At 75.6% G+C, this 18784-nt stretch carries 15 protein-coding genes and 1 pseudogene; 9 read left to right on the top strand and 7 right to left on the bottom strand.

Annotated elements, in window-relative coordinates:
- Positions 1–99 precede the first annotated feature (99 nt).
- From IO33_RS0104545 to IO33_RS0104525, 5 genes are all read left to right on the top strand, one after another.
- Positions 100–657: a DUF5134 domain-containing protein gene (locus IO33_RS0104545; protein WP_031160469.1), complete on the top strand. Its 558-nt coding sequence runs from the start codon at positions 100–102 to the stop codon at positions 655–657.
- A gap of 127 nt (positions 658–784) precedes the next feature.
- Positions 785–1720, top strand: a complete 936-nt coding sequence (locus tag IO33_RS0104540) for a M56 family metallopeptidase (protein WP_031160467.1) — start codon at positions 785–787, stop codon at positions 1718–1720.
- Between the two features lie 70 nt (positions 1721–1790).
- Complete coding sequence (locus IO33_RS0104535) at positions 1791–2495, top strand: phosphatase PAP2 family protein (RefSeq protein ID WP_031160465.1); 705 nt, start codon at positions 1791–1793, stop codon at positions 2493–2495.
- Positions 2496–2505: 10 nt separating this feature from the next.
- Complete coding sequence (locus IO33_RS0104530) at positions 2506–3195, top strand: HAD family hydrolase (RefSeq protein WP_031160462.1); 690 nt, start codon at positions 2506–2508, stop codon at positions 3193–3195.
- 157 nt (positions 3196–3352) lie between these two features.
- A complete protein-coding gene (locus IO33_RS0104525; protein ID WP_031160459.1) occupies positions 3353–4021 on the top strand; it encodes a TetR/AcrR family transcriptional regulator in 669 nt (222 codons plus the stop codon).
- 17 nt (positions 4022–4038) lie between these two features.
- Here IO33_RS0104525 and IO33_RS54015 read toward each other — a convergent pair whose 3' ends face one another.
- Both IO33_RS54015 and IO33_RS53740 read right to left on the bottom strand, forming a co-directional pair.
- The gene (locus IO33_RS54015) at positions 4039–4494 is read right to left on the bottom strand and encodes a DUF6214 family protein (RefSeq protein ID WP_425347956.1); all 456 of its coding nucleotides are present in this window, start codon (positions 4492–4494) and stop codon (positions 4039–4041) included.
- A 39-nt stretch (positions 4495–4533) separates the two neighbouring features.
- A pseudogene (locus tag IO33_RS53740) lies at positions 4534–4815 on the bottom strand (DUF6214 family protein); the annotation flags it as partial.
- A 199-nt stretch (positions 4816–5014) separates the two neighbouring features.
- Between IO33_RS53740 and IO33_RS0104515 the strand changes: the two are divergent.
- Complete coding sequence (locus IO33_RS0104515) at positions 5015–6349, top strand: FAD-dependent oxidoreductase (RefSeq protein ID WP_031160455.1); 1335 nt, start codon at positions 5015–5017, stop codon at positions 6347–6349.
- 171 nt (positions 6350–6520) lie between these two features.
- Here the strand turns inward: IO33_RS0104515 and IO33_RS0104510 are convergent, their stop codons facing one another.
- Positions 6521–6877: an ArsR/SmtB family transcription factor gene (locus IO33_RS0104510; RefSeq protein ID WP_031160453.1), complete on the bottom strand. Its 357-nt coding sequence runs from the start codon at positions 6875–6877 to the stop codon at positions 6521–6523.
- A 130-nt stretch (positions 6878–7007) separates the two neighbouring features.
- Between IO33_RS0104510 and IO33_RS0104505 the strand changes: the two genes are divergently transcribed.
- Positions 7008–8087: an NADH:flavin oxidoreductase/NADH oxidase gene (locus IO33_RS0104505; RefSeq protein WP_031160450.1), complete on the top strand. Its 1080-nt coding sequence runs from the start codon at positions 7008–7010 to the stop codon at positions 8085–8087.
- 7 nt (positions 8088–8094) lie between these two features.
- Here IO33_RS0104505 and IO33_RS0104500 read toward each other — a convergent pair whose 3' ends face one another.
- The 4 genes from IO33_RS0104500 to IO33_RS0104485 all read right to left on the bottom strand — a co-directional run bounded on the left by IO33_RS0104500 (position 8095) and on the right by IO33_RS0104485 (position 14686).
- Entirely contained in the window at positions 8095–12426 is a 4332-nt protein-coding gene (locus IO33_RS0104500) for a cation-translocating P-type ATPase (RefSeq protein WP_031160448.1), read from the bottom strand.
- Between the two features lie 29 nt (positions 12427–12455).
- Positions 12456–13070, bottom strand: coding sequence for a hypothetical protein (locus IO33_RS46915; RefSeq protein WP_078963272.1), 615 nt, complete (start codon positions 13068–13070; stop codon positions 12456–12458).
- A gap of 441 nt (positions 13071–13511) precedes the next feature.
- The gene (locus IO33_RS0104490) at positions 13512–13931 is read right to left on the bottom strand and encodes a DUF6221 family protein (protein WP_031160444.1); all 420 of its coding nucleotides are present in this window, start codon (positions 13929–13931) and stop codon (positions 13512–13514) included.
- Positions 13928–14686 carry a PaaX family transcriptional regulator C-terminal domain-containing protein gene (locus IO33_RS0104485; protein WP_031160442.1) on the bottom strand — a complete coding sequence of 253 codons (759 nt, stop codon included), beginning with the start codon at positions 14684–14686 and terminating at the stop codon, positions 13928–13930. Before IO33_RS0104485 ends, IO33_RS0104490 begins: the two co-directional genes overlap by 4 nt.
- Positions 14687–14758: 72 nt before the next feature.
- Here IO33_RS0104485 and IO33_RS0104480 point away from each other — a divergent pair, with 72 nt between their 5' ends.
- Together IO33_RS0104480 and IO33_RS0104475 are read left to right on the top strand one after the other, a co-directional pair.
- Positions 14759–16438 (top strand): DNA alkylation response protein, encoded by a 1680-nt coding sequence (locus tag IO33_RS0104480; protein ID WP_031160439.1) that lies wholly within the window; start codon positions 14759–14761, stop codon positions 16436–16438.
- A 177-nt stretch (positions 16439–16615) separates the two neighbouring features.
- Positions 16616–18598 (top strand): HEAT repeat domain-containing protein, encoded by a 1983-nt coding sequence (locus tag IO33_RS0104475; RefSeq protein ID WP_031160437.1) that lies wholly within the window; start codon positions 16616–16618, stop codon positions 18596–18598.
- The last annotated feature ends 186 nt before the right edge of the window (positions 18599–18784 follow it).

The raw sequence follows: 18784 nt of genomic DNA, 5'->3' as shown, positions 1-18784 counted from the left end.
CTCCGCCGAGTGCTCCCCGTGTACACCCTTGCGCTCGCGTGCGCTCCGCATGGCGTGGGCATCGCATCCCTCGACCGACCGTCGAGCGGGGAGGTGCGCGTGCACGGACCGGTGTCGGCAGCGTGGCTGCTGGTCGCGCTGTGCGCCGCGACCGGCGTCTACTGCCTGCTGCGGATGCGCAGCGGTGTCGAGGAGCAGCGCCGGTCCGCGGGGGGCGAGGCGCTCATGGGCTTCGGCATGGCCGTGATGGCCGTACCGGCGGCGGTGTTCACCCCGCCGCGGTGGGCGTGGCCGCTGTACGCAGCCGTGTTCGGCGCGGCCGCGGTGCGCGCGCTGTGGGCCGCGCGCGCCGCCCCCCGTCATCTGCACCACCTCGTGGGAGCGGCGGCGATGGTCTACATGTCGGTGGTGATGGCCCTGGCTCCGCCCGGCGCGCACCGCGCACACGGCGGCACCGGGGTGCCGTTGCTGACCGGCGCGCTGCTCGCGTACTTCACGGCGTACGTGCTGCTCGCCGGCGCCCGCCTGGTGCCGGCCGCCGTCGCGGTGGCCGGGGCCGGCGGCGGCCCGGCCCGCTGGGGGGACCGGCCGGAGCTGGCACGAGCCTGCCGGCTGTCCATGGGGATCGGGATGGTCACCATGCTGCTCGCCATGTGAGCGGGCCCCGCGGGCGGGTACGGCGCTCCTGGGGATGTGAGCGAGGGGGCAGGGCGTGCGTTGTCTGCGTCACTTCGACGCCGCGGACCGTACCCGTGAGCGGTCTCGCGCTCATAGGGTGCTGCCCATGATGGTCCCCGTGGCCCTGCTGCTGCTCGGCGCCCTGACCGCCGCCGTCGCCCCGCGGCTGCTCGCCCGGGCCGACTGGCCGGACCGTGAACCGGTCGTCGCCCTCTGGGTGTGGCAGTGCGTCGTGGCGGCCGTCCTGCTGTGCTGTCTGCTGTCGATGACGCTCAGCGCGTCGGCGGCCTGGCAGGCGGTGCGCGGGCAGGTGTTCGGCCGGGCGCCGCGTGCCGTCGTGGACGCCTACGCCCTGGGCACGGCAGGCCCGTGGGCGGCGGCCACCGCCGTCCTGCTCGCCGCGGGCGGCTGCTGGAGCCTCGCGATGCTGGTGCGCGAGGTCGTGCTGGCCCGCGCCCCCCGGCGCGCACGCCGGGCCGAACTCTTCGTACGGGCCCCGCTGTTGCCGGGCGAGGAGCCGGCGAGCGGCCGGCTGGTGGTGCTGGAGGGCGAGCGGCCCGACGCCTGGTGGCTGCCCGGTACGGCACCCCGGCTGGTCATCACGACGGCCGCGCTGCGGCGTCTGAAGGGGCGTCAACTGGACGCCCTGCTCGCCCATGAGCAGGGCCATGCGCAGGCCCGCCACGACTGGCTGCTGCACTGTTCGGCGGCGCTGGCGGCCGGATTCCCGCAGGTGCCGGTGTTCGCCGCGTTCCGCGACGAGATGCACCGGCTGGTCGAGCTCGCCGCCGACGACATGGCCTCCCGGCGCTTCGGCCGGCTGACGACCGCGCTGGCGCTGGTCGAACTCAACGAGGAGCGGGGCGTGTTCGGGCCCTGCCCCACCCCGCAGGCCCATGTGCCGCAGCGTGTGCACCGGCTGCTCACTCCCCCGGACCGGCTCCCCGCACTGCGCCGGCTGCGCCTGACGGCGGTCGCGGCGCTGGTGCCGGTGATCCCGGTGCTGGTGGCCCTGGTGCCCGGCCTGCGGGCCCTCGGCTGAGCCCGCCGGCACGCTCCGCCGCGCCGGGCGGCTGGTGGCCCCGAGGCGCCCGATCGGCAAAGATCGCGGCATGCCTCACGGCCCCGCCCCACCCCGGCCCCGCCCACGGCGCCTGCGCACCGCCGTCCTCCTCGCCGCCGCCCTCGGTGTGTGCTGCGGGCTGCTGACGATCCTGGTCGCCGTCCACTGGCACCCGCTGCTCACCGCGGACGGCGACATGTCCCGTACGACACACCGCTGGGCGGTCCGCGACCGTGCTGCCACGCAGGTCTTCCGGGTGCTGACGGACTGGGTCTGGGACCCGCTGACGATGCGCCTGGTGTGCGCGGCCGCCGCGGTGTGGCTGGTGTGGCGGTACGCCGCCTGGTGGACGGCGCTGTGGCTGGCGGCCACCGTGGCCCTGGCGGCGATCGTGCAGCAGACGGTCAAGGACGCCGTCGGCCGGCCGCGCCCGGTCTGGCCGGATCCCGTCGACTCCGCCCACTACGCGGCCTTCCCCTCCGGTCACGCCATGACGGCCACCGTGGTCTGCGGACTGCTGCTGTGGCTGCCGCACCGCTTCGGCGCGGGCCGCGTCCGCCGGCGTACGGCCCTGGCGGCGGCCGTGGTCTCGGTGGTGGGCGTGGGCGTCACCCGGGTGTGGCTGGGCGTCCACTGGCCGTCGGACGTGCTCGGCGGCTGGCTGTTCGGGGCGTTGCTGGTGGCACTCGCCGTGGTGGTGCACGAGTGGCCGCGACGAAGGCGTCCCGGCGCATCTGCCGGCGGGCCTCGATAGGGTCGGGCGTATGACTGGCGTGTTGTTCGATTTCTCCGGGACGCTGTTCCGCGTCGAGTCCACCGAGTCGTGGCTGCGCGCGGTGCTGGCCGGGACGGGGCACACCCTGCCCGAGCCCGAACTGCTGGACGCTGCACGGGCCTTGGAGGAGGCCGGGGCCCTCGCGGGCGGCGCGAACCCGGCGGAGCTTCCGGAGGAACTGGCCGGGGTCTGGGCGGTGCGGGACGAGAGCGCGGAGCTGCACCGGGCCGCCTACACGGGCCTGTCCCGGCGGGTGACGCTGCCCGACCCCGGGCTGCACGACGCGCTCTACGCACGGCACATGACCCCGGCGGCCTGGGTCCCGTACCCGGACGCCGCCGAGGTGCTGCGCTCACTGCGCGAACGCGGGATCGGCGTCGGCGTGATCAGCAACGTCGGCTGGGATCTGCGCCCGGTGTTCCGCGCGCACGGGCTCGACCCGTATGTGGACGCCTATGTGCTGTCGTACGAGCACGGCGTGCAGAAGCCGGACCCGCGGCTGTTCTCGGTCGCCTGCGCGGCACTGGGTGCCGATCCGCGACAGGTGCTGATGGTCGGCGACAGCAGGGAGGCGGACGGCGGCGCGGCAGCGCTCGGCTGCCGCGTGCACTTCGTCGACCACCTGCCCGTGACGGACCGGCCGGGTGCGCTGCTCCCGGTGCTGGACCTGGTGGGCTGAGGCCCGGGGAGGAAGCGGCCGACTCGTTGCCGGGCCGCCTGGGACGATCCCCCGCGTCGCCCCAGGCGGACGGCAGCCCTGGGCAGGGCCCGCGCATGGCGGTGCCCACTGCGATGAGTATAGTTGGCTGGCAGCCAGTCAACGCAGGAGTTACAGGATGTCCCCGCGCAGCGCCTCGGTCAATGAAGAGTTGCGGCGACGTTCCCGGGAGCGGCTGTTGCAGGCCGCCGTGGAACTGGTCGACGAGCGTGGTTTCGAGGCCACCACGCTGGGCGACATCGCGGACCGGGCCGGTTCGGCGCGCGGACTGGTGTCGTACTACTTCCCCGGCAAGCGCCAGTTGGTGCAGTCCGCCGTGCACCGGCTCATGCACCGCACGCTGGAGGAGGCACTGGAGCGGGAGCCGCGCACCGAGGACGGCCGGGAACGGCTCGCCCGGGCGATCGACGCGATCCTGGGACTGGCCCGCGACCGGCCCGTGCTGATGCGCCAGCACATGGCGGGACTGCTGCAGGCGGAGGGGTTCGTGCAGTGCCCCGAGCAGCGCCGGCTGTCGGAGCTGCTCAGCGACACCGTCGCCCGGTACGGCTCCGAGGACGTCGCCGCCGACTATCCGATGCTGCGGGCCCTGTTGATGGGCGCGGTGTACGCGGTGCTGGTCCCGGGGGTGCCGATGCCCGTGCCGGCGCTGCGGGCCGAACTGTTCCAGCGGTACGGCCTCGACTGGGACTCGGGGGTACCGCCGGACAGCGTGGCGGACGAGGAGACGCGGGAGCAGGACCTGTCCCGGTTCTTCGCCACGGAGGAGCGCCCGAGCCGCCCCTGAGACGGCGGCAACGCGTCTCAGTGGCGGCGCACATGGCGGGGCGTCAGATAGCCCGCGTCCCGCGCCTGGGCGATCAGCCTGAGGGAGCGGCGACGGCTGTGTCCGGTCGCGCTCATCACGGCGAGCACCGGATCGGAGCCCTGCCGCTGGGCGGCGCGGTACTCCTGCGCGACCAGCCGCCGGCCCGCGTTGCCCCGCGGCCAGACCGGCCGGGCGCGGCGCGGCGCCGCGTCGCCCAGCGCGTTCTCCGACTTGCCCTCGGTTTCCGGTGCGCACACCGCGCCGTCGGTCTCCGGTGCGCACACCGCGCCGTCGGTCTCCGGTGCGCACACCGCGCCGTCGGTCTCCGGTGCGCACTCCGCGCTGTCGGCTTCGGGTGCGCACTCCGCGCCGGCGGCCACCGGCTCGCACCGCGTGCCGACGGCTCCCGGCTCGGCGCCCGCGCCGGCGGCTCCCGGCTCGCACCCCCGCACCTCGTCAGCGGCCTCCGGCGGGTAGGCCGTGGGGCGGTCTTCCGGTTCCTGACGCTCCTTCGGCCGCCGGCCGGCGTCACCCCCGTACGACCGCTCCGCCGGCACCCCGCACGATGCGAACAGGGGGCCCTCGATCCAGTCCGCGAGCACCGTCAGGTCGGCCAGGGACAGGGCCGGTTGGGCGCTGACGTCCTCGATGGAGACGCGTCCCTCGCGCAGGACGGCCAGGGCGTCGACGCGGGCGCCGTCGGGGAAGGCCAGCTGGACCTGGTACCAGGAGGTGGTGCCGCCGTGCTCCCGCACCTTCCACGCGGGCCACACGGAGACCGCGCCGTCCTCCGCGTTCCGATCAGAAAGATCAAGAAAGGATGCTTCTAGCACACACGCAACGTAACCGCATGATCGCACTCCATACGAACGGACACGCGTCGGCGTCACCCCGCCGGCCCCTGCCGCTGCGGGCCGGGGGATGCCATGCTGGAACCGTCCGCACACCCTCCTTCGGGCAAGGAGTACCGCTGTGCTGCGTGTCGCCGTCGTCGGTTCGGGGCCGAGCGGGTGTTACACCGCGCAGACCCTGGTCCAGCGGGACCCGGGAGTGTGCGTGGACGTCCTGGACCGGCTGCCGTGCCCCTACGGCCTGGTCCGTTACGGGGTCGCTCCGGACCACGAGAAGATCAAGTCCCTGCAGGGCAGCCTCAGAGCGGTGCTGGAGCACGAGCGGGTGCGCTTCCTCGGCGGGGTCCGGGTGGGCGGACCCGGCGGGCTGCCGGTGGAACGGCTGCGGGAGCCCTATCACGCGGTCGTGTACTGCGTGGGCGCCGCCACCGACCGCCGGCTCGGGATCCCGGGCGAGGAGTTGCCGGGCAGCTGGTCCGCGACCGACTTCGTGGCCTGGTACAGCGCGCATCCGGACGCGGCCGACGCGGGTTTCCTGCGCGGAGTGCGGTCGGCCGTGGTCATCGGCGTGGGCAATGTGGCGGTGGACGTGACACGGATGCTGGTCCGCGGTGCCGCGGAGCTGCGCTCGACGGACATCCCGCAGGCCGCGCTGGACGCGCTGGCGACGAGCGGCATCGCCGAGGTGCACATGGTGGGCCGGCGCGGACCCGCACAGGCCCGCTTCACCACCAAGGAGCTGCGCGAGCTGGGCGCGCTGCCCGGTACCGATGTCACCGTCGACCCGGCCGACCTGGCGCGGGATCCGGCCGACCCCACGGCGCTGCCCGCCGTACAGCGGCGCAATCTGGAGGTGCTGCGCGGCTGGGCCGCCCGGCCCCCGGCCGGCACCGCCCGCCGCATCGGCCTGCGCTTCTTCCTGCGCCCCGTGGAGCTGCTCGCGGACGGCGGCCGGGTGGGCGCCGTGCGCTTCGAACGGACGGCGCCGGACGGGTACGGCGGGGTGACGGGCACCGGCCGGTTCGAGGACGTGCCCGCCCAGCTGGTGCTGCGCTCGGTGGGCTATCGCGGGGTGCCGCTGGACGGGCTGCCGTTCGACGCGGCGAGCGGCACGGTGCCGAACACGGCGGGGCGGATCGTACGCGACGGTGTCCCCTGCCCGGGCGAGTACGTGGCGGGATGGATCAAGCGCGGCCCGACGGGTGTCATCGGCACCAACCGGCCCTGCGCCAAGGAGACGGTGACGACCCTGCTCGCGGACGCTCCCGCGCTGCTCGCCAGGCAGCTGCCGGAGGATCCGGTGCCGGCGCTGCGCGCGGCCGGTGCCGAGCCCGTGCCCTGGGCGGGATGGCAGGCGATCGAGCGGGCCGAGGCCGCGCTGGGCGCGCGACTGGGGCGCAGCGTGGTCAAGCTGGCCGACTGGGACGCGCTGCTCACGGCGGCCCGGTCGGCGTAGCGCCGCGGCCGGGCCGCCGGGGGCATGACCGCTTGCCGCCGGTGGGGTACCGACGGTCCACGAGAAGGTTCCGGACTGGTTCCGGACGGTCATGAACAGCGGGATCAGCGCGTGCTGTCCGTCCGCGATCGTGCTGGACCTGCTTTCCACCACCGCTCGGCGATGGCGGGTTCAGATGCGCTCGCCGAGTCGGCCGGCCTGCCGGTCGGCGGCGGCCAGGAGACTGTCGAGGAGCCCCGGGAAGAGTCCGTCCAGATCGTCCCGGCGCAGGCCGTTCATCTTGGCCGTGCCCCGGTAGACCTGCCGGATCACCCCGCTCTCGCGCAGCACCCGGAAGTGGTGCGTGGTGGTGGACTTGGTCACCGGCAGATCGAAGTGCGAGCAGCTCAACTCGGCCTCGCCTGCGGCGAGTTCGCGTACGATCCGCAGCCGCATCGGGTCGGAGAGCGCGTGCAGCACGGACTCCAGCCGGACCTCCTCGCGCTCCGGGTGCGGCAGCGCGCGGCCGGTGGTGGCGGTGTCGGTCACGGCGGCTGCCCTTCGTCGCGGAACTCCTCGGCTACCACCATGGTACGAGAACCATCGTAGTTTGACACTCATCGTAGTACGAGGTCTATCGTACGAGGCGTCAGCGGTCCCGTGACGAATGGAGTCCGTCGTGAACGCGCTCTTCGAGCCCATCACGCTGCGTGAAGTGACCATCCCCAACCGGGTGTGGATGCCCCCGATGTGCCAGTACTCGGCCGAGCCGGAGGGTCCGCTCGCGGGCGCCCCGCACGACTGGCACTTCGCGCACTACGCGGCGCGTGCCACGGGCGGCACCGGCCTGGTGATCGTGGAGGCCACCGCGGTCTCGCCGGAGGGCCGGATCTCCCCCTACGACCTCGGCCTGTGGAACGACACGCAGGTGGAGGCCTTCCGCCGGATCACCCGCTTCCTCACCGCACAGGGCACGGTGCCGGCGATCCAGCTCGCCCACGGTGGCCGCAAGGCGTCGACGGACCAGCCCTGGAAGGGCGGTGCGCCGGTGGGACCTCAGGAGCACGGCTGGCAGCCGCTGGCCCCGAGCGCGGTGCCCTTCGACGAGCGCCACCCCGTGCCCACCGAGCTGACCGTGGACCAGATCGAGGAGGTGGTGGGCCAGTTCGCCGCCGCGGCCCGCCGGGCGCTCGCCGCCGGCTTCGAGATCGCCGAGATCCACGGCGCCCACGGCTACCTGATCAACGAGTTCCTGTCCCCGCACTCCAACCACCGCACCGACGCGTACGGCGGCTCGTACGAGAACCGCACCCGGTTCGCCCTCGCGGTCGTGGACGCCGTACGGGAGGTCTGGCCCGAGGACAAGCCGGTGTTCTTCCGCATCTCGGCCACCGACTGGCTCCAGGACGGCGGCTGGACCACGGAGGACACGGTCCGCTTCGCGCACGACCTGCACGCCCACGGCGTCGACCTGCTCGACGTCTCCACCGGCGGCAACGCCTCGGGCGTGACCATTCCGACCGGCCCCGGGTACCAGGTGCCGTTCGCCGCCCGGGTGAAGGCCGAGACACCGCTGCGCGTCGCGGCCGTGGGGCTGATCACCGAGGCCGGACAGGCCGAGAAGATCGTGGCCAACAGCGAGGCCGACGCCGTGCTGCTGGGCCGCGAGCTGCTGCGCAACCCCTCCTGGGCCCGGCACGCGGCCCGCGAACTGGGCGGCGATGTCCACGTGCCGGACCAGTACCACCGGTCGGTCTGAGGTCCGCTCAGCCCGGCAGCAGCCGGCCCACCGTCTCCTCCAGGCGGGGCAGCACCCGCTGTCCCGCCAGGGCCAGGGCGATCGCCGCCAGCACGCCGGCCCAGCCGACCGGGCCGAGCGGGGTGCACCCGACCGCGTGGCTGACGCCCGGGGTCTGCACCGCCGCGACCAGCGCCACGGCGGAGCCCAGGCAGGTGATCTGCACCAGGCGGCTGTCGCGCCGGTCCAGCCACGTCTGCACGAGCTGGGTGCCGACCACCCCGCACAGCGCCATCGTGCCGGAGCGGCGCACGGTGCCCGGCGTGAAGCGGCCGATGAGCCAGGCCGTCAGCGCGCCCACACAGGTGGTCAGCGCGCGGTGCCGGATCTGCCGCAGCAGGGGCGCCCCGAGCACGGCGGAGGCGTCCTCGGGCGATGCGCTGCGGGCGCGTACACCGCCCGGCTCCTCGTCCGCCGGCACCGCGCGCCGGGCACGCGGAAGACCCGGCTCGCCGTCCTTCTCGGTCACCGCCACCGCCATCGACGGGAAGAGGTCGGTGAAGAGGTTCACCATGAGCATCTGCCGGGTGGACAGCGGCGCCCGGCCTGACAGCAGCGTGCCGAGGATGCCGAACCCGACCTCGCCCCCGTTGCCGCCGATCAGGATCGCGATGGCGTCGGCCACGCTGTGCCACAGCGCCCGGCCCTCGCCGACCGCGTCGATCAGGACCGTCAGGTCCTCGTCGGTGAGGACGATGTCGGCGGCGTTGCGTGCCGCGGCCGAGCCGCGCGCGCTGATGCCGACGCCGATGTCGGCGGCCCGGATGGCCGCGGCGTCGTTGGCCCCGTCGCCCACCATGCCGACGACCCGGCCGGCGTCCCGCAGCGACTCTACGACCTGGAGCTTCTGCTCGGGCGCCACCCGGGCCACCACGCCCGCGTCCCGCAGGATCCGGGCCCTGGCCGCCCGGTCCGCCGCGGCCAGCTCGTCACCGGTGACCACGACGGTGTCCTCGGGCCAGCCCAGATCGGCGGCGATGGCCCGGGCGGTCTGCGGATGGTCGCCGGTGAGCATGACCGGTCGTACCCCCGCCTCGTTCAGCCCTTCCACCAGCGCCGTGGACGTCTCGCGCGGGACGTCGGACAGGGCCAGCAGACCGGTGAACTCCAGCTCGCGCAGCGGCTGTTCGAGGACGTCGGCCTCCTCTTCGTGCGCGCCGAGGCGGCGTTCGGCCACCGCCAGCACCCGCAGGCCGTCCGCCGCCAGCGCCTGGGCACCCTCCGAGGCGTGCTCCTGATGACCGGCGCAGGCGGGCAGGACGGTCTCCGGGGCGCCTTTGACCACCAGCACGGGAGGGCCGTCCCCGCTGCGGCCGACGGCGGCGGCGTACCCGCGCGCGGCCTCGAAGGGCAGGCCCGCGAGCTGTGTCCAGTCCGGGTCTTCACCGGCCGCGGCCAGCACGGCCTCGTCGGTGGCGTGCACCGGACGGTCGCCGCCGCCGTTGAGCCGCGGGCAGGCGTGTGCGGCGGCCCGGACGATACCGGCGGACCCGGTGTCGTCCACCGCGCGGACCGTGCCCTCGGCATCACAGGTACGCACCAGCCGCAGCCGGTTCTCGGTCAGCGTGCCCGTCTTGTCGAAGCAGATGGTGTCCATGCGCCCCAGCGCCTCCAGGGTGCGCGGGGTGCGGACGAGGACGCCGCCGCGGCTCAGCCGCCGGGCCGCGGCCAGCTGCGCGACCGTGGCCACCAGCGGCAGCCCCTCCGGTACGGCGGCAACGGCCACCGCCACGCCACCGCTGACCGCCTCCCGGATGCGGGTGCCGCGCACCAGTGCCAGTCCGGTGACCGCGGCGCCGCCCGCCAGGGTCAACGGCAGGGCCTTGCGGGTGAGTTCCTGCAGCCGGGCCTGGACGCCGCCGGCCGGCGGCACGCGGGCGGCCAGGTGCACGGCGCGGGCGGCCTCCGTGCGCTCACCGATGTCGACCACGACGGCCCGGGCCTGGCCCGCCACCACGGTCGTGCCCTCGAAGACCATGCAGCGCCGGTCGGCGACCGGGGCGTGCGGGGTCGGGTCCGTCTGCTTCTCCACCGGCAGCGACTCTCCGGTCAGCGCCGACTCGTCGACCTCCAGACCGTCCTGCCACAGCAGCCGGGCATCGGCGGGCACCACGTCGTCCGCCTTCAGCTGGATCACGTCCCCCGGGTGCAGCTTGCCCGCGTCCACGGTGCGCGTGCCGCCGGCCGGTGCCTCCGCCTCCGGCGGCACGAGGCGCGCCTTCTGCTGCTGCTCGGCGACCAGTCCGGACAGCGCCCGTTCGGCCCGCAGCCGCTGGATGCCGCCGACCAGGGCGTTCAGGTCGAGGGCGCCGACGACGAGCAGGGCGTCCACGACCGAGCCGAGGATCGCGGACGCCGCCGACCCGACGGCGAGGACCGGGGTGAGCGGGTCGTGGAGTTCGCCGCGTACGGCGCCGCCGAGCCGGTAGGACCAGCGCACGGGCACGGCGATCGGGTGCCGGGCGGCCTTGGCGAAGGCCTTGCGCGCGGGGGCGGTCAGCCCTTCGAACGCGGTGCTCTCCACGGCCGGTTCGTGCTCCAGCCGCTCCCGGGCCTGCTCGGGGTCCAGCTCGTGCCAGTGCACGCGCGGACGCGGGTGCGGGGGGCGGGCCGCCGCCACTCCGAGCGCGGCCCTGATCCCGGAGATGAGGGCCGACGCGGCACCGGCGTCGACGGGGGCGTGCCGCAGCCCGGGCAGCGCGGCGAGGCGTCCGCGGCCGCCGCCCGACTCGCCGACGGCCACGAGCAGCCCGGACAGCGCGGCGCCGGAACGGGCCAGCGTCTGGGCGTGCCGGCCCACCATGCGGGCGGCCGGTATCGCGGTGAGTACCCGCCACACGTCGGGCAGCCCGTGCAGGGCCAGGATGTCCGCGCCCCACACCACCGCGCCGTCGCGGTCGGTCAGGGCGAGGGCGATGTCGGCGGCGCGCAGCCCGGCCAGGACCTCGTGCTCGTCGGCGGAGCGCATCCGGGCGACCGCGAGCACCGCGCCCGCGTCGCCGCGCGCCTGGTACACCACGTCGTCCAGCGGCCGGCGCGCGTCCACGACCTGGTCGGCGAGGCCGGTGAAGTCCTCCAGGGCGGGGTCGTCCACGAGGACCACCCGCAGCCCTGCCCGGCGGGCCGCGTCCAGGACCGGTTCGGCCCACGGGTCGGCCTCACCGTCGTCGGTGCGCAGCACGCTCGGGTGCAGTACGACCGTCCCGGCCATCTCCAGCTGGCGCAGCCGCTCCGGGGCGCGCACCAGTACGCCGGTGCGGGCGAGCGCGGCGCTCAGGACGGCGTGGAAGGCGGCGGGGCCGTAACGGGCGGCCTTCGGCGAACCGGCGAGGACCGCCTCCGCCGCCTCGCTGCCGTCGTGCTTGACCAGGAGGGTGGCCGCCGCGCCCAGCACGCTGCCCGCGGAGGCGTGGGCGGCGTACTCCTGGGCGGGGGACTCGCGCAGCGGCGGACGAGCAGCGCCGTCGGCCGGGAGGCTGACGCGGCCGGGCGCGCACAGCTGGTCGTGCACCGTGTCGAAGGCGGCTGCGCGGGCCACCGTCTCGGCCACCTGGCAGGCCCGCAGGACGCCGTCGAGCACGAGTGAGGTGGGGGTCTGCCCGGCGCCGTGCACAGCGGCGTTCGCGCCGGCCAGCACGAGATCCATGCGTGCGTCGCCCAGCCGGGTGCGCAGCCAGGTGCGAAAGCGGGGGTTCTCCCGCAGCAGCGTCACCACCGCGGTCATCAGGCGGGGGGACGCCGGCAGCCGCAGCGAGTAGGCGGTGAGCGCGGCGCCGATGCCCACCGCGTCGGCGGCGAGCGTGGCCACGGCGGCGCGCACCCCGGCCGGGTCGGCGGGATGTGTGGTCTCCTCCACGTCGTCGGCGGACAGCAGCAGTCCGTGCCGCTCGGCCAGCTCGGCGGCGTGTTCCAGGATCTCGTCGGCGGCCTCTTCGCCGGTCGCCGTCACCACCAGGCGCGCCAGCCCCTGGTCCCAGTAGGCGACGAGCACGTCGGGCCGCTCGGCCAGCGCCTCGGCCACCCGGCGCGCCGGGTGGGCCCTGTCGCCCGCCTGCCGTGCGTGCTCCTGCTCCGCGGGGCGCAGGGCCAGATGGGCACGGGGGCCGGCCCGCCAGTGGTCGTCGGTGCCGGGTACGGCGTTGCGGGCGACCCGGGCCACCCGTACGGCGGCGTCCGCGCCGCGCACTCCGGCGCGGGCCGTTCCCGCGGCGGCTCCGGCGGCCGCCCCGACCACCGGCGCGGCCGCCCGCGCCAGCAGTCGTGGTGCGGCGGGCAGCAGCCGTGCGGCGGCCGAGGGCATCGTCAGCAGTCCGGCCACCTTGGCCCTCCTCAGAGCGTGGTGCGGTCGGGCCGCGCCGTGGGACCGAGCGGACCGGCGGACGGCTTGACCCCCGGGTCCCCGGTACCGCGTGTGGTCCCGGCGCCGCCGGTCGGCCTGCTGCTTCCGTGCGTCCGGCCGCCGCCGGACGTCCGCTCACCAGGAGGAGCCTCGGCAGCCGTGGCTCCGGACCCGCCCGGCGCCCCGGTGGCCGCGTCCCAGACGGCCGCGCGGGTGCCGCCGGCCCCGGTCCCCGCTCCGCCGGCCTCCTGTTTCCCGGCGCCGTGGCCGGACCTGAGGGCCGCGGTGCCGAGATCATGAGCGGGCTCGGGACCCTGCCCGGCCCCGCTCACGCTCCCGGCCGGGTGCGTGGGCCGGGGTTGGGTGAGCCAGGCCACGGCCGCGCCCGTGACGGCCACCGGCCACTCGACCACGCCCGCCGCCCCGAGCACTCCGGCTCCCGCGTACACCGCGATGCGCCGGCCCCGTGGCGACACCGCGCCGACCTTGTCCAACGTCTCCTCGGCGGCCCTGCTCACCATCCCGGCGCCGGGCACCCTGCGCAGGACCGAGGCCGCGCCGCGCAGCGGCGCCGTGAGGGCCGACGACGACTTCTGCTCAGCCATGACTCTCCTCGGGTGACTTCGCCTTACGTGCCTCACCGAGTGCCCGCTTCCGCGCTGGTCATCCCCCGTTTCCGCCCGGAGGGCCCGTTCCCTCCCAGGTAACCCCGCGAACCGCACCCGCGCCACCCGCGCCACGGCCGGCTCGCACTCACACGGCTACGGGCGCCACGACCTCGTCGTACCCGAGATCCCCCCGAACGACAGAGCAAGCACACGTCACGTGACGCACGGAGCCGGTCGCGCCCCGCCCGCAACCGCCGGGCCGACTCGCACCCCCGCACACACGAAACCGGCCGGCCACGGACACCACCCCTCGGTCCTGCCCGGGACGCCCCGCGAACGCCGGAACAACCCCACGGAACGCGACGCACGCAGCCGCTCGTGCCCCCGCCCACAACCGCCGCACAGCCGGCCCGCACCCCTACACACGAACCGGACCGGCTACGGGCGCCACGTCTCGTCGTACTCGGCATGCCCCGCGAACGGCAGGGCGAGCAGGCGGAGGGTGGCGCAGGGAGCGGGGGGCGGGCCTCCGTCGGCGGCCGTGGCACAGGTGCGGCACCGGCCGTCGTCCGTCGGCCGGTGCTCCGCGAGCAGGGCACGCCCCGCCTCGACGTTCCGCAGGACACGCGCCGGATCATGACGCGCCACATGGGTCAGCAGCCGCACCGGGTCCTCGGCGCCGAACTGCACCAGTGGCGTGTGCGTGGTCCCGTGGTGCCGGGAGGTGAGCACCTGCTCGATGTGGTCCGCCATGACGCCCCAGACGGCGCCCGGCGCGGCGGTGACCGCGTCGCGGGCCACCCGCTCCTCCTCCTGGAAGCGGTCCCGCAGGAACCGTTCGAGGGCCCCCGCCGTCATGCGGCACGCTCCCCCGGTCCCACCGACGCGGCCAACTCCCGCTGATAGGCGGCGTAGGCCGTGCGCAGGGCCTCCCCCGGCCAGTCGGCGGGGAGGAGCGCGGTCGGCAGGACCGGGTCGGTGAGCAGGTGGCGTACGGCCGCGGCGTAGACGGTGAGGCGGTCCGCGGGGTGCCGGGCGGCCGCTGTGCCGGCGAGCAGGCTCCGCGCGGTGGCCGACCAGGCGTCCAGCGGCCAGAGCCGGGCGACCAGGTCCTGCCCGGGCTCGTCGGGTCGCGCGGTGTACGTGCGGGCCACGGAGTGCAGCAGACCGGGCAGAGCGCGCGCGAGGTTGGCCGGGCGCAGCCACACGCCCTCGCGGAGTTCGGCCAGCCGCAGGGCGGTCAACCGGGCGCGCAGATCGGCGCGTTCGGCGGGTCCACGGCCGGTCGCCGTGATCACCACCATCTCCCAGTCGCCGTCCCACGCGCGCGCGGCGGGCCGCAGCGCCTCGTCCTGGCGCCGCTGGCGCGCCAGCAGCCGGTCGCTGAGCCGGTAGACGGCGTCGGTGCGGCGCAGGTCCCCCGCGGTCACCATCCGGCTCAGCGCGGCCCGCAGCGTGGAGCCGCCGACGCCGAAGGGCTCCACCAGCCGGACCAGGTCCTTCACCGGCAGCTCCGCCGGGTGTGCGCCGAGGAGCAGGCTCAGTACGACCGACCGCGCGGACAGCGGTCGCAGGCCTGCCTCCGCCGGCTCGGGCGGGACGTTCATGCGCATGGGCACGTACTGTACGTGCGACCTCCTTGTTGCATCATTGCTACGATCGCAGGAAGAGTGCAACATGCTGCCATGGTCTCGATTCCCGCGCAGTCGCCCGCGCCGTCACCGCCGCAGCCGCCGTCCGCCACGCACGACGTCACCAACCAGCCCCCGCCGCTGGCTCCGTACGACGCCTCCGACGACCTCGCCCTGCTGGAGGGGCTGCGCCGGGAGGGCGCCGGCTGGGCCGAGGACGGCGTCCGCCGCCTCGGAGCGCGCGCCGGCAGCGCCGAGGCGCAGGAATGGGGCGAACTGGCGAACCGGTACGAGCCGGTGCTGCGCACCCACGACCGTTACGGCCACCGCGTCGACGAGGTCGAGTTCCACCCCAGCTGGCACCACCTGGTGCGCACGGCGGTCGCCGAGGGCCTGGCCGGCGCGCCCTGGGCGGACGAGCGGCCCGGCGCCCATGTGGCCCGTACCGCGGGCGGACTGGTGTGGGGGCACACGGAGGCCGGCCACGGCTGCCCGACGTCGATGACGTACGCCGCCGTGCCCGCGCTGCGTGCCCAGCCGGATCTGGCCAAGGTGTACGAGCCGCTGCTCACCAGCCGGGAGTACGACCCCGGGCTGCGCGTGCCGGCCGAGAAACCGGGGCTGCTCGCCGGGATGGGCATGACCGAGAAGCAGGGCGGGTCGGACGTCCGGACGAACACCACCGTGGCCACGCCCACCGGGGAGCCCGGCGTGTACACGCTGCAGGGGCACAAGTGGTTCACGTCGGCGCCGATGTGCGACGTCTTCCTGGTGCTGGCGCAGGCTCCGGGCGGGCTGTCCTGCTTCCTGGTGCCGCGCGTGCTGCCCGACGGCAGCCGCAACACCTTCCGCATCCAGCGCCTGAAGGACAAGCTGGGCAACCGGTCCAACGCCTCCTCGGAGCCGGAGTTCGACCGGACGGTGGCCTGGCTGGTCGGTCCGGAGGGGCGGGGCGTGAAGACCATCATCGAGATGGTCAACTGCACCCGGCTGGACTGTGTGATGTCCTCGGCGACCCTGATGCGCAAGACGCTGGTCGAGGCGGGCCACCACGCCCGGTACCGCAGCGCGTTCGGAGCCCGGCTGATCGACCAGCCGCTGATGCGCAACGTCCTGGCCGATCTCGCACTGGAGTCGGAGGCGGCGACGACGCTCACCCTGCGGCTGGCCGGGGCCGCGGACCGGGCGGTGCGCGGGGACGCCGGGGAGCGCGCCTTCCGGCGGATCGCCACCGCGGTCGGCAAGTACTGGGTCACCAAGCGGGGCCCCGCGTTCACCGCGGAGGCGCTGGAGTGCCTGGGCGGCAACGGCTACGTCGAGGACTCCGGCATGCCCCGGCACTACCGGGAGGCGCCGCTGCTGTCGATCTGGGAGGGTTCGGGCAACGTCAACGCGCTCGACGTGCTGCGCGCCCTCGGCCGGGAACCGGACACGGCCGAGGCCCTGTTCGCCGAACTCGCCCTGGCGCGCGGGGCGGACGCCCGGCTGGACGCGGCCGTCGCCGCGCTCAAGGGCGAGTTGGCCGAAACGCAGCAGTCGGGCGCCCGCCGGCTGGTCGAGCGCATGGCGCTCGCCCTCCAGGCCTCGCTGCTGGTCCGGCACGCCCCGCACCCGGTCGCGGACGCCTTCTGCGCGAGCCGGCTGGGCGGCGACTGGGGGCACTCGTTCGGCACGCTGCCCGCCGGGGCCGGCCTCGACGCGATCCTGGAGCGGGCCCTGTCCGGCCTGAACTGACGCCTCCCGCCCGGGGGTGCGCGACCGCCCGCGCACCCCCGCCGGGCGAGCGCCGGCCGCTTGCGCCCTGGCCGGTGACAGCCGACGGATCGCACACAGTCAGCGCGCGCTTCCGTACCGTTGTCGGTGCCGTGGTGCACACTCGCGATCAGGTGGCACTCGTCTGGGGAGGACAACGTGTTCACGGGGATCGACGAGGTCGACTGGGCCTCGCTGCGGCATGCGCACGGCACCGCGGAGGACATGCCGGGATGGTTACGGGCCCTGGCGTCCACGGACACCGTCGAGCGGGCGACCGCGCTCGACGGGATGTACGGCGCGCTGCACCACCAGGGATGTGTGTACGACTCGACGCTGGCCTGCGTCCCTTTCCTGCTCTCGCTCGTGGCCCGCGAGGAGCTGCCGGACCGGGACGGCGTCGTGGAACTGCTGGTGGGCATCGGAGCGGAGAGCGCGAAGGGGGACCCGCGAGCACGGGAGGCGGTGTGCGCGGGCGCCGAGGTCTTCGTCCGGCTCGCCGGGGACCCGGACCCGGCGGTGCGCCGGGCGGCCGCCGGGGCCCTCGTGCACTTCCTGGCCGCACCCGCGCGGGTCCTGGACCTGTTACGGCAGCGGCTGCGGGCCGAGCGGGACGACCGTGTCCTGCTCGCCCTCACCGAGGCGCTCGGCCTGTTCGTCCGCCGGTACCCCGCACACGCCGACGCCGCGGTGGACCTCCTGGCCGAGCACAGCGCGCCACCGTACGCCCCGGGGCTGCGGCTCGCCGCGCTCGGCCAGCTCGCGCTCGTCGCGCCCGCCGGGCTCCCCGCCGATGTCGTGCCGACGGCGGTCCGGCTGCTCCGGGAGCGCTCCGCACACCGGGCCCGGGTCCCCGAGCCCTCCGCCGCCGACACACTCGTCGGACGCTTACGGCGGTTGCGGCCGTCCGACGAGGAGGGCTCCCGGCTGCTGCGCACCCTGCACACCGCGCTCGGCGACCGGGTGGGCGACCGGACCGCGCTCCTCGGCGGGCAGTTGAGCAGCCCGGACCCGGTGGACCGGTGCAACGCCGTGTGGATGGCGGCGGCGCTGCTGCGCGGCTGGCGCGGCGACCACAGCGGAACGGTCCTGCTGCTCGGCGCCCAACTCGCCGCGCAGCAGGACCGGTTACGGGACGCGGCGGTCGTGGTCCTGTCGGAGCTGGGCACGCTGGCCGCACCCGCCGCGGACGACCTGTACGCACTGGTGTGTGCCCGGCCCGACCTGTGGACGGACCGCTTCGAGCGTGGCAGTCCCACGCTGGGCGGGCCGCTCAAGGCCCTGGCCAGGACCGGCGATCCGCGTGCGGTCCCGGCCCTGGCCCACCTGCTGGCCGGCCTGGCCACCCCGGTGGACCTGGGGTTCGAACTGGCCCACCTCGGCGCCGCCGCGGCCCCGCTCGCCCACGCGGTGCGGCACCGGCTGGGCCGGATACCGCCGGCCTCCCCCTCCGCCGCCAGGCTCGCCGCCCCGCTGCTGGCGGCGGTCGGCGGCCTGGGGGACCAGGAAGCCGTTCCCGAGGTGCTGCGGCTGCTGCAGGGGGCTCCCGACGACCTGGGGGCACGGGACGCGGTCGCGGGCCAGGCCGTCGAGACGCTGGAGGCGCTGGGCGCCGCCGGGCAGGCGACAGGGGTGCTGCGCGCGCTGCTGGGCACCCGGCACGCCGCCGCGGCGGCCGGCGCGCTCTGGTCGGCGCACCAGGACGCCGCCACCGTACTGCCCGCCCTGCTGCGGGAGTTGACGCAGGCCGATCCGGAGCGGCGGTGCCTGGCCGCCGGGCAGCTCGGCAGACTGGGGCCGGCCGCGCGCTCCGCGCTGCCCGCGCTGCGGCGGATGGCCGGCTCGTGGCCGGCGCAGGAGCGGGTCTCGGCCGCCTGCGCGCTGTGGCGCATCGACGCGGACCCCGAGCCGGTCCTGCCCGTGTTCCGGGCGGCCTGGGAGGACGACCCGCACACCCGCGCGCCGATCGCCCGGTGCCTCACCGCGATGGGCCCGGCCGCCGCCCCGTTACGGCATCTGGTGGCCGCGGAGCTGGCCGCCCCGCGCCGCCTTCCGGCTCACCCGGGAATCCGCGGCGGCCAGGGCATACCGGAGGACGAGGCACTGCTGAGAGCGTGCCGGGATTCGCTGGCGGCGATGTAGGGGGCACGTCAGACACGCGCGAGCCGATGAGCCGGGTACGGCGCCGACCGCGAGGAACGGCACAAGGCACGGGCTCCGCACCCGGACCGACAGCCGCGGTGTGCGGTGAGGGTACGGCTAGTGCTGTGGCCGGAAAGGTTTGCCGGAAGGCTCGCGGCGTCCGGTGCTGGGGGCACCTCCCACGCC

The organism is Streptomyces durhamensis, from assembly GCF_000725475.1.
GTDB lineage: Bacteria > Actinomycetota > Actinomycetes > Streptomycetales > Streptomycetaceae > Streptomyces > Streptomyces filipinensis.
The sequence above is the reverse complement of the archived record's forward strand: the minus strand, read 5'-3'. Positions and strand labels throughout refer to the sequence as shown.

Coding starts and splice junctions, on each gene's coding strand:
- IO33_RS0104540 (WP_031160467.1), top strand. CDS start 785: ATGATGGTCCCCGTGGCCCTGCTGCTGCTCGGCGCCCTGACCGCCGCC.
- IO33_RS0104535 (WP_031160465.1), top strand. CDS start 1,791: ATGCCTCACGGCCCCGCCCCACCCCGGCCCCGCCCACGGCGCCTGCGC.
- IO33_RS0104530 (WP_031160462.1), top strand. CDS start 2,506: ATGACTGGCGTGTTGTTCGATTTCTCCGGGACGCTGTTCCGCGTCGAG.
- IO33_RS0104525 (WP_031160459.1), top strand. CDS start 3,353: ATGTCCCCGCGCAGCGCCTCGGTCAATGAAGAGTTGCGGCGACGTTCC.
- IO33_RS0104500 (WP_031160448.1), bottom strand. CDS start 12,426: ATGCCCTCGGCCGCCGCACGGCTGCTGCCCGCCGCACCACGACTGCTG.
- IO33_RS46915 (WP_078963272.1), bottom strand. CDS start 13,070: ATGGCTGAGCAGAAGTCGTCGTCGGCCCTCACGGCGCCGCTGCGCGGC.
- IO33_RS0104490 (WP_031160444.1), bottom strand. CDS start 13,931: ATGACGGCGGGGGCCCTCGAACGGTTCCTGCGGGACCGCTTCCAGGAG.
- IO33_RS0104485 (WP_031160442.1), bottom strand. CDS start 14,686: ATGCGCATGAACGTCCCGCCCGAGCCGGCGGAGGCAGGCCTGCGACCG.
- IO33_RS0104480 (WP_031160439.1), top strand. CDS start 14,759: ATGGTCTCGATTCCCGCGCAGTCGCCCGCGCCGTCACCGCCGCAGCCG.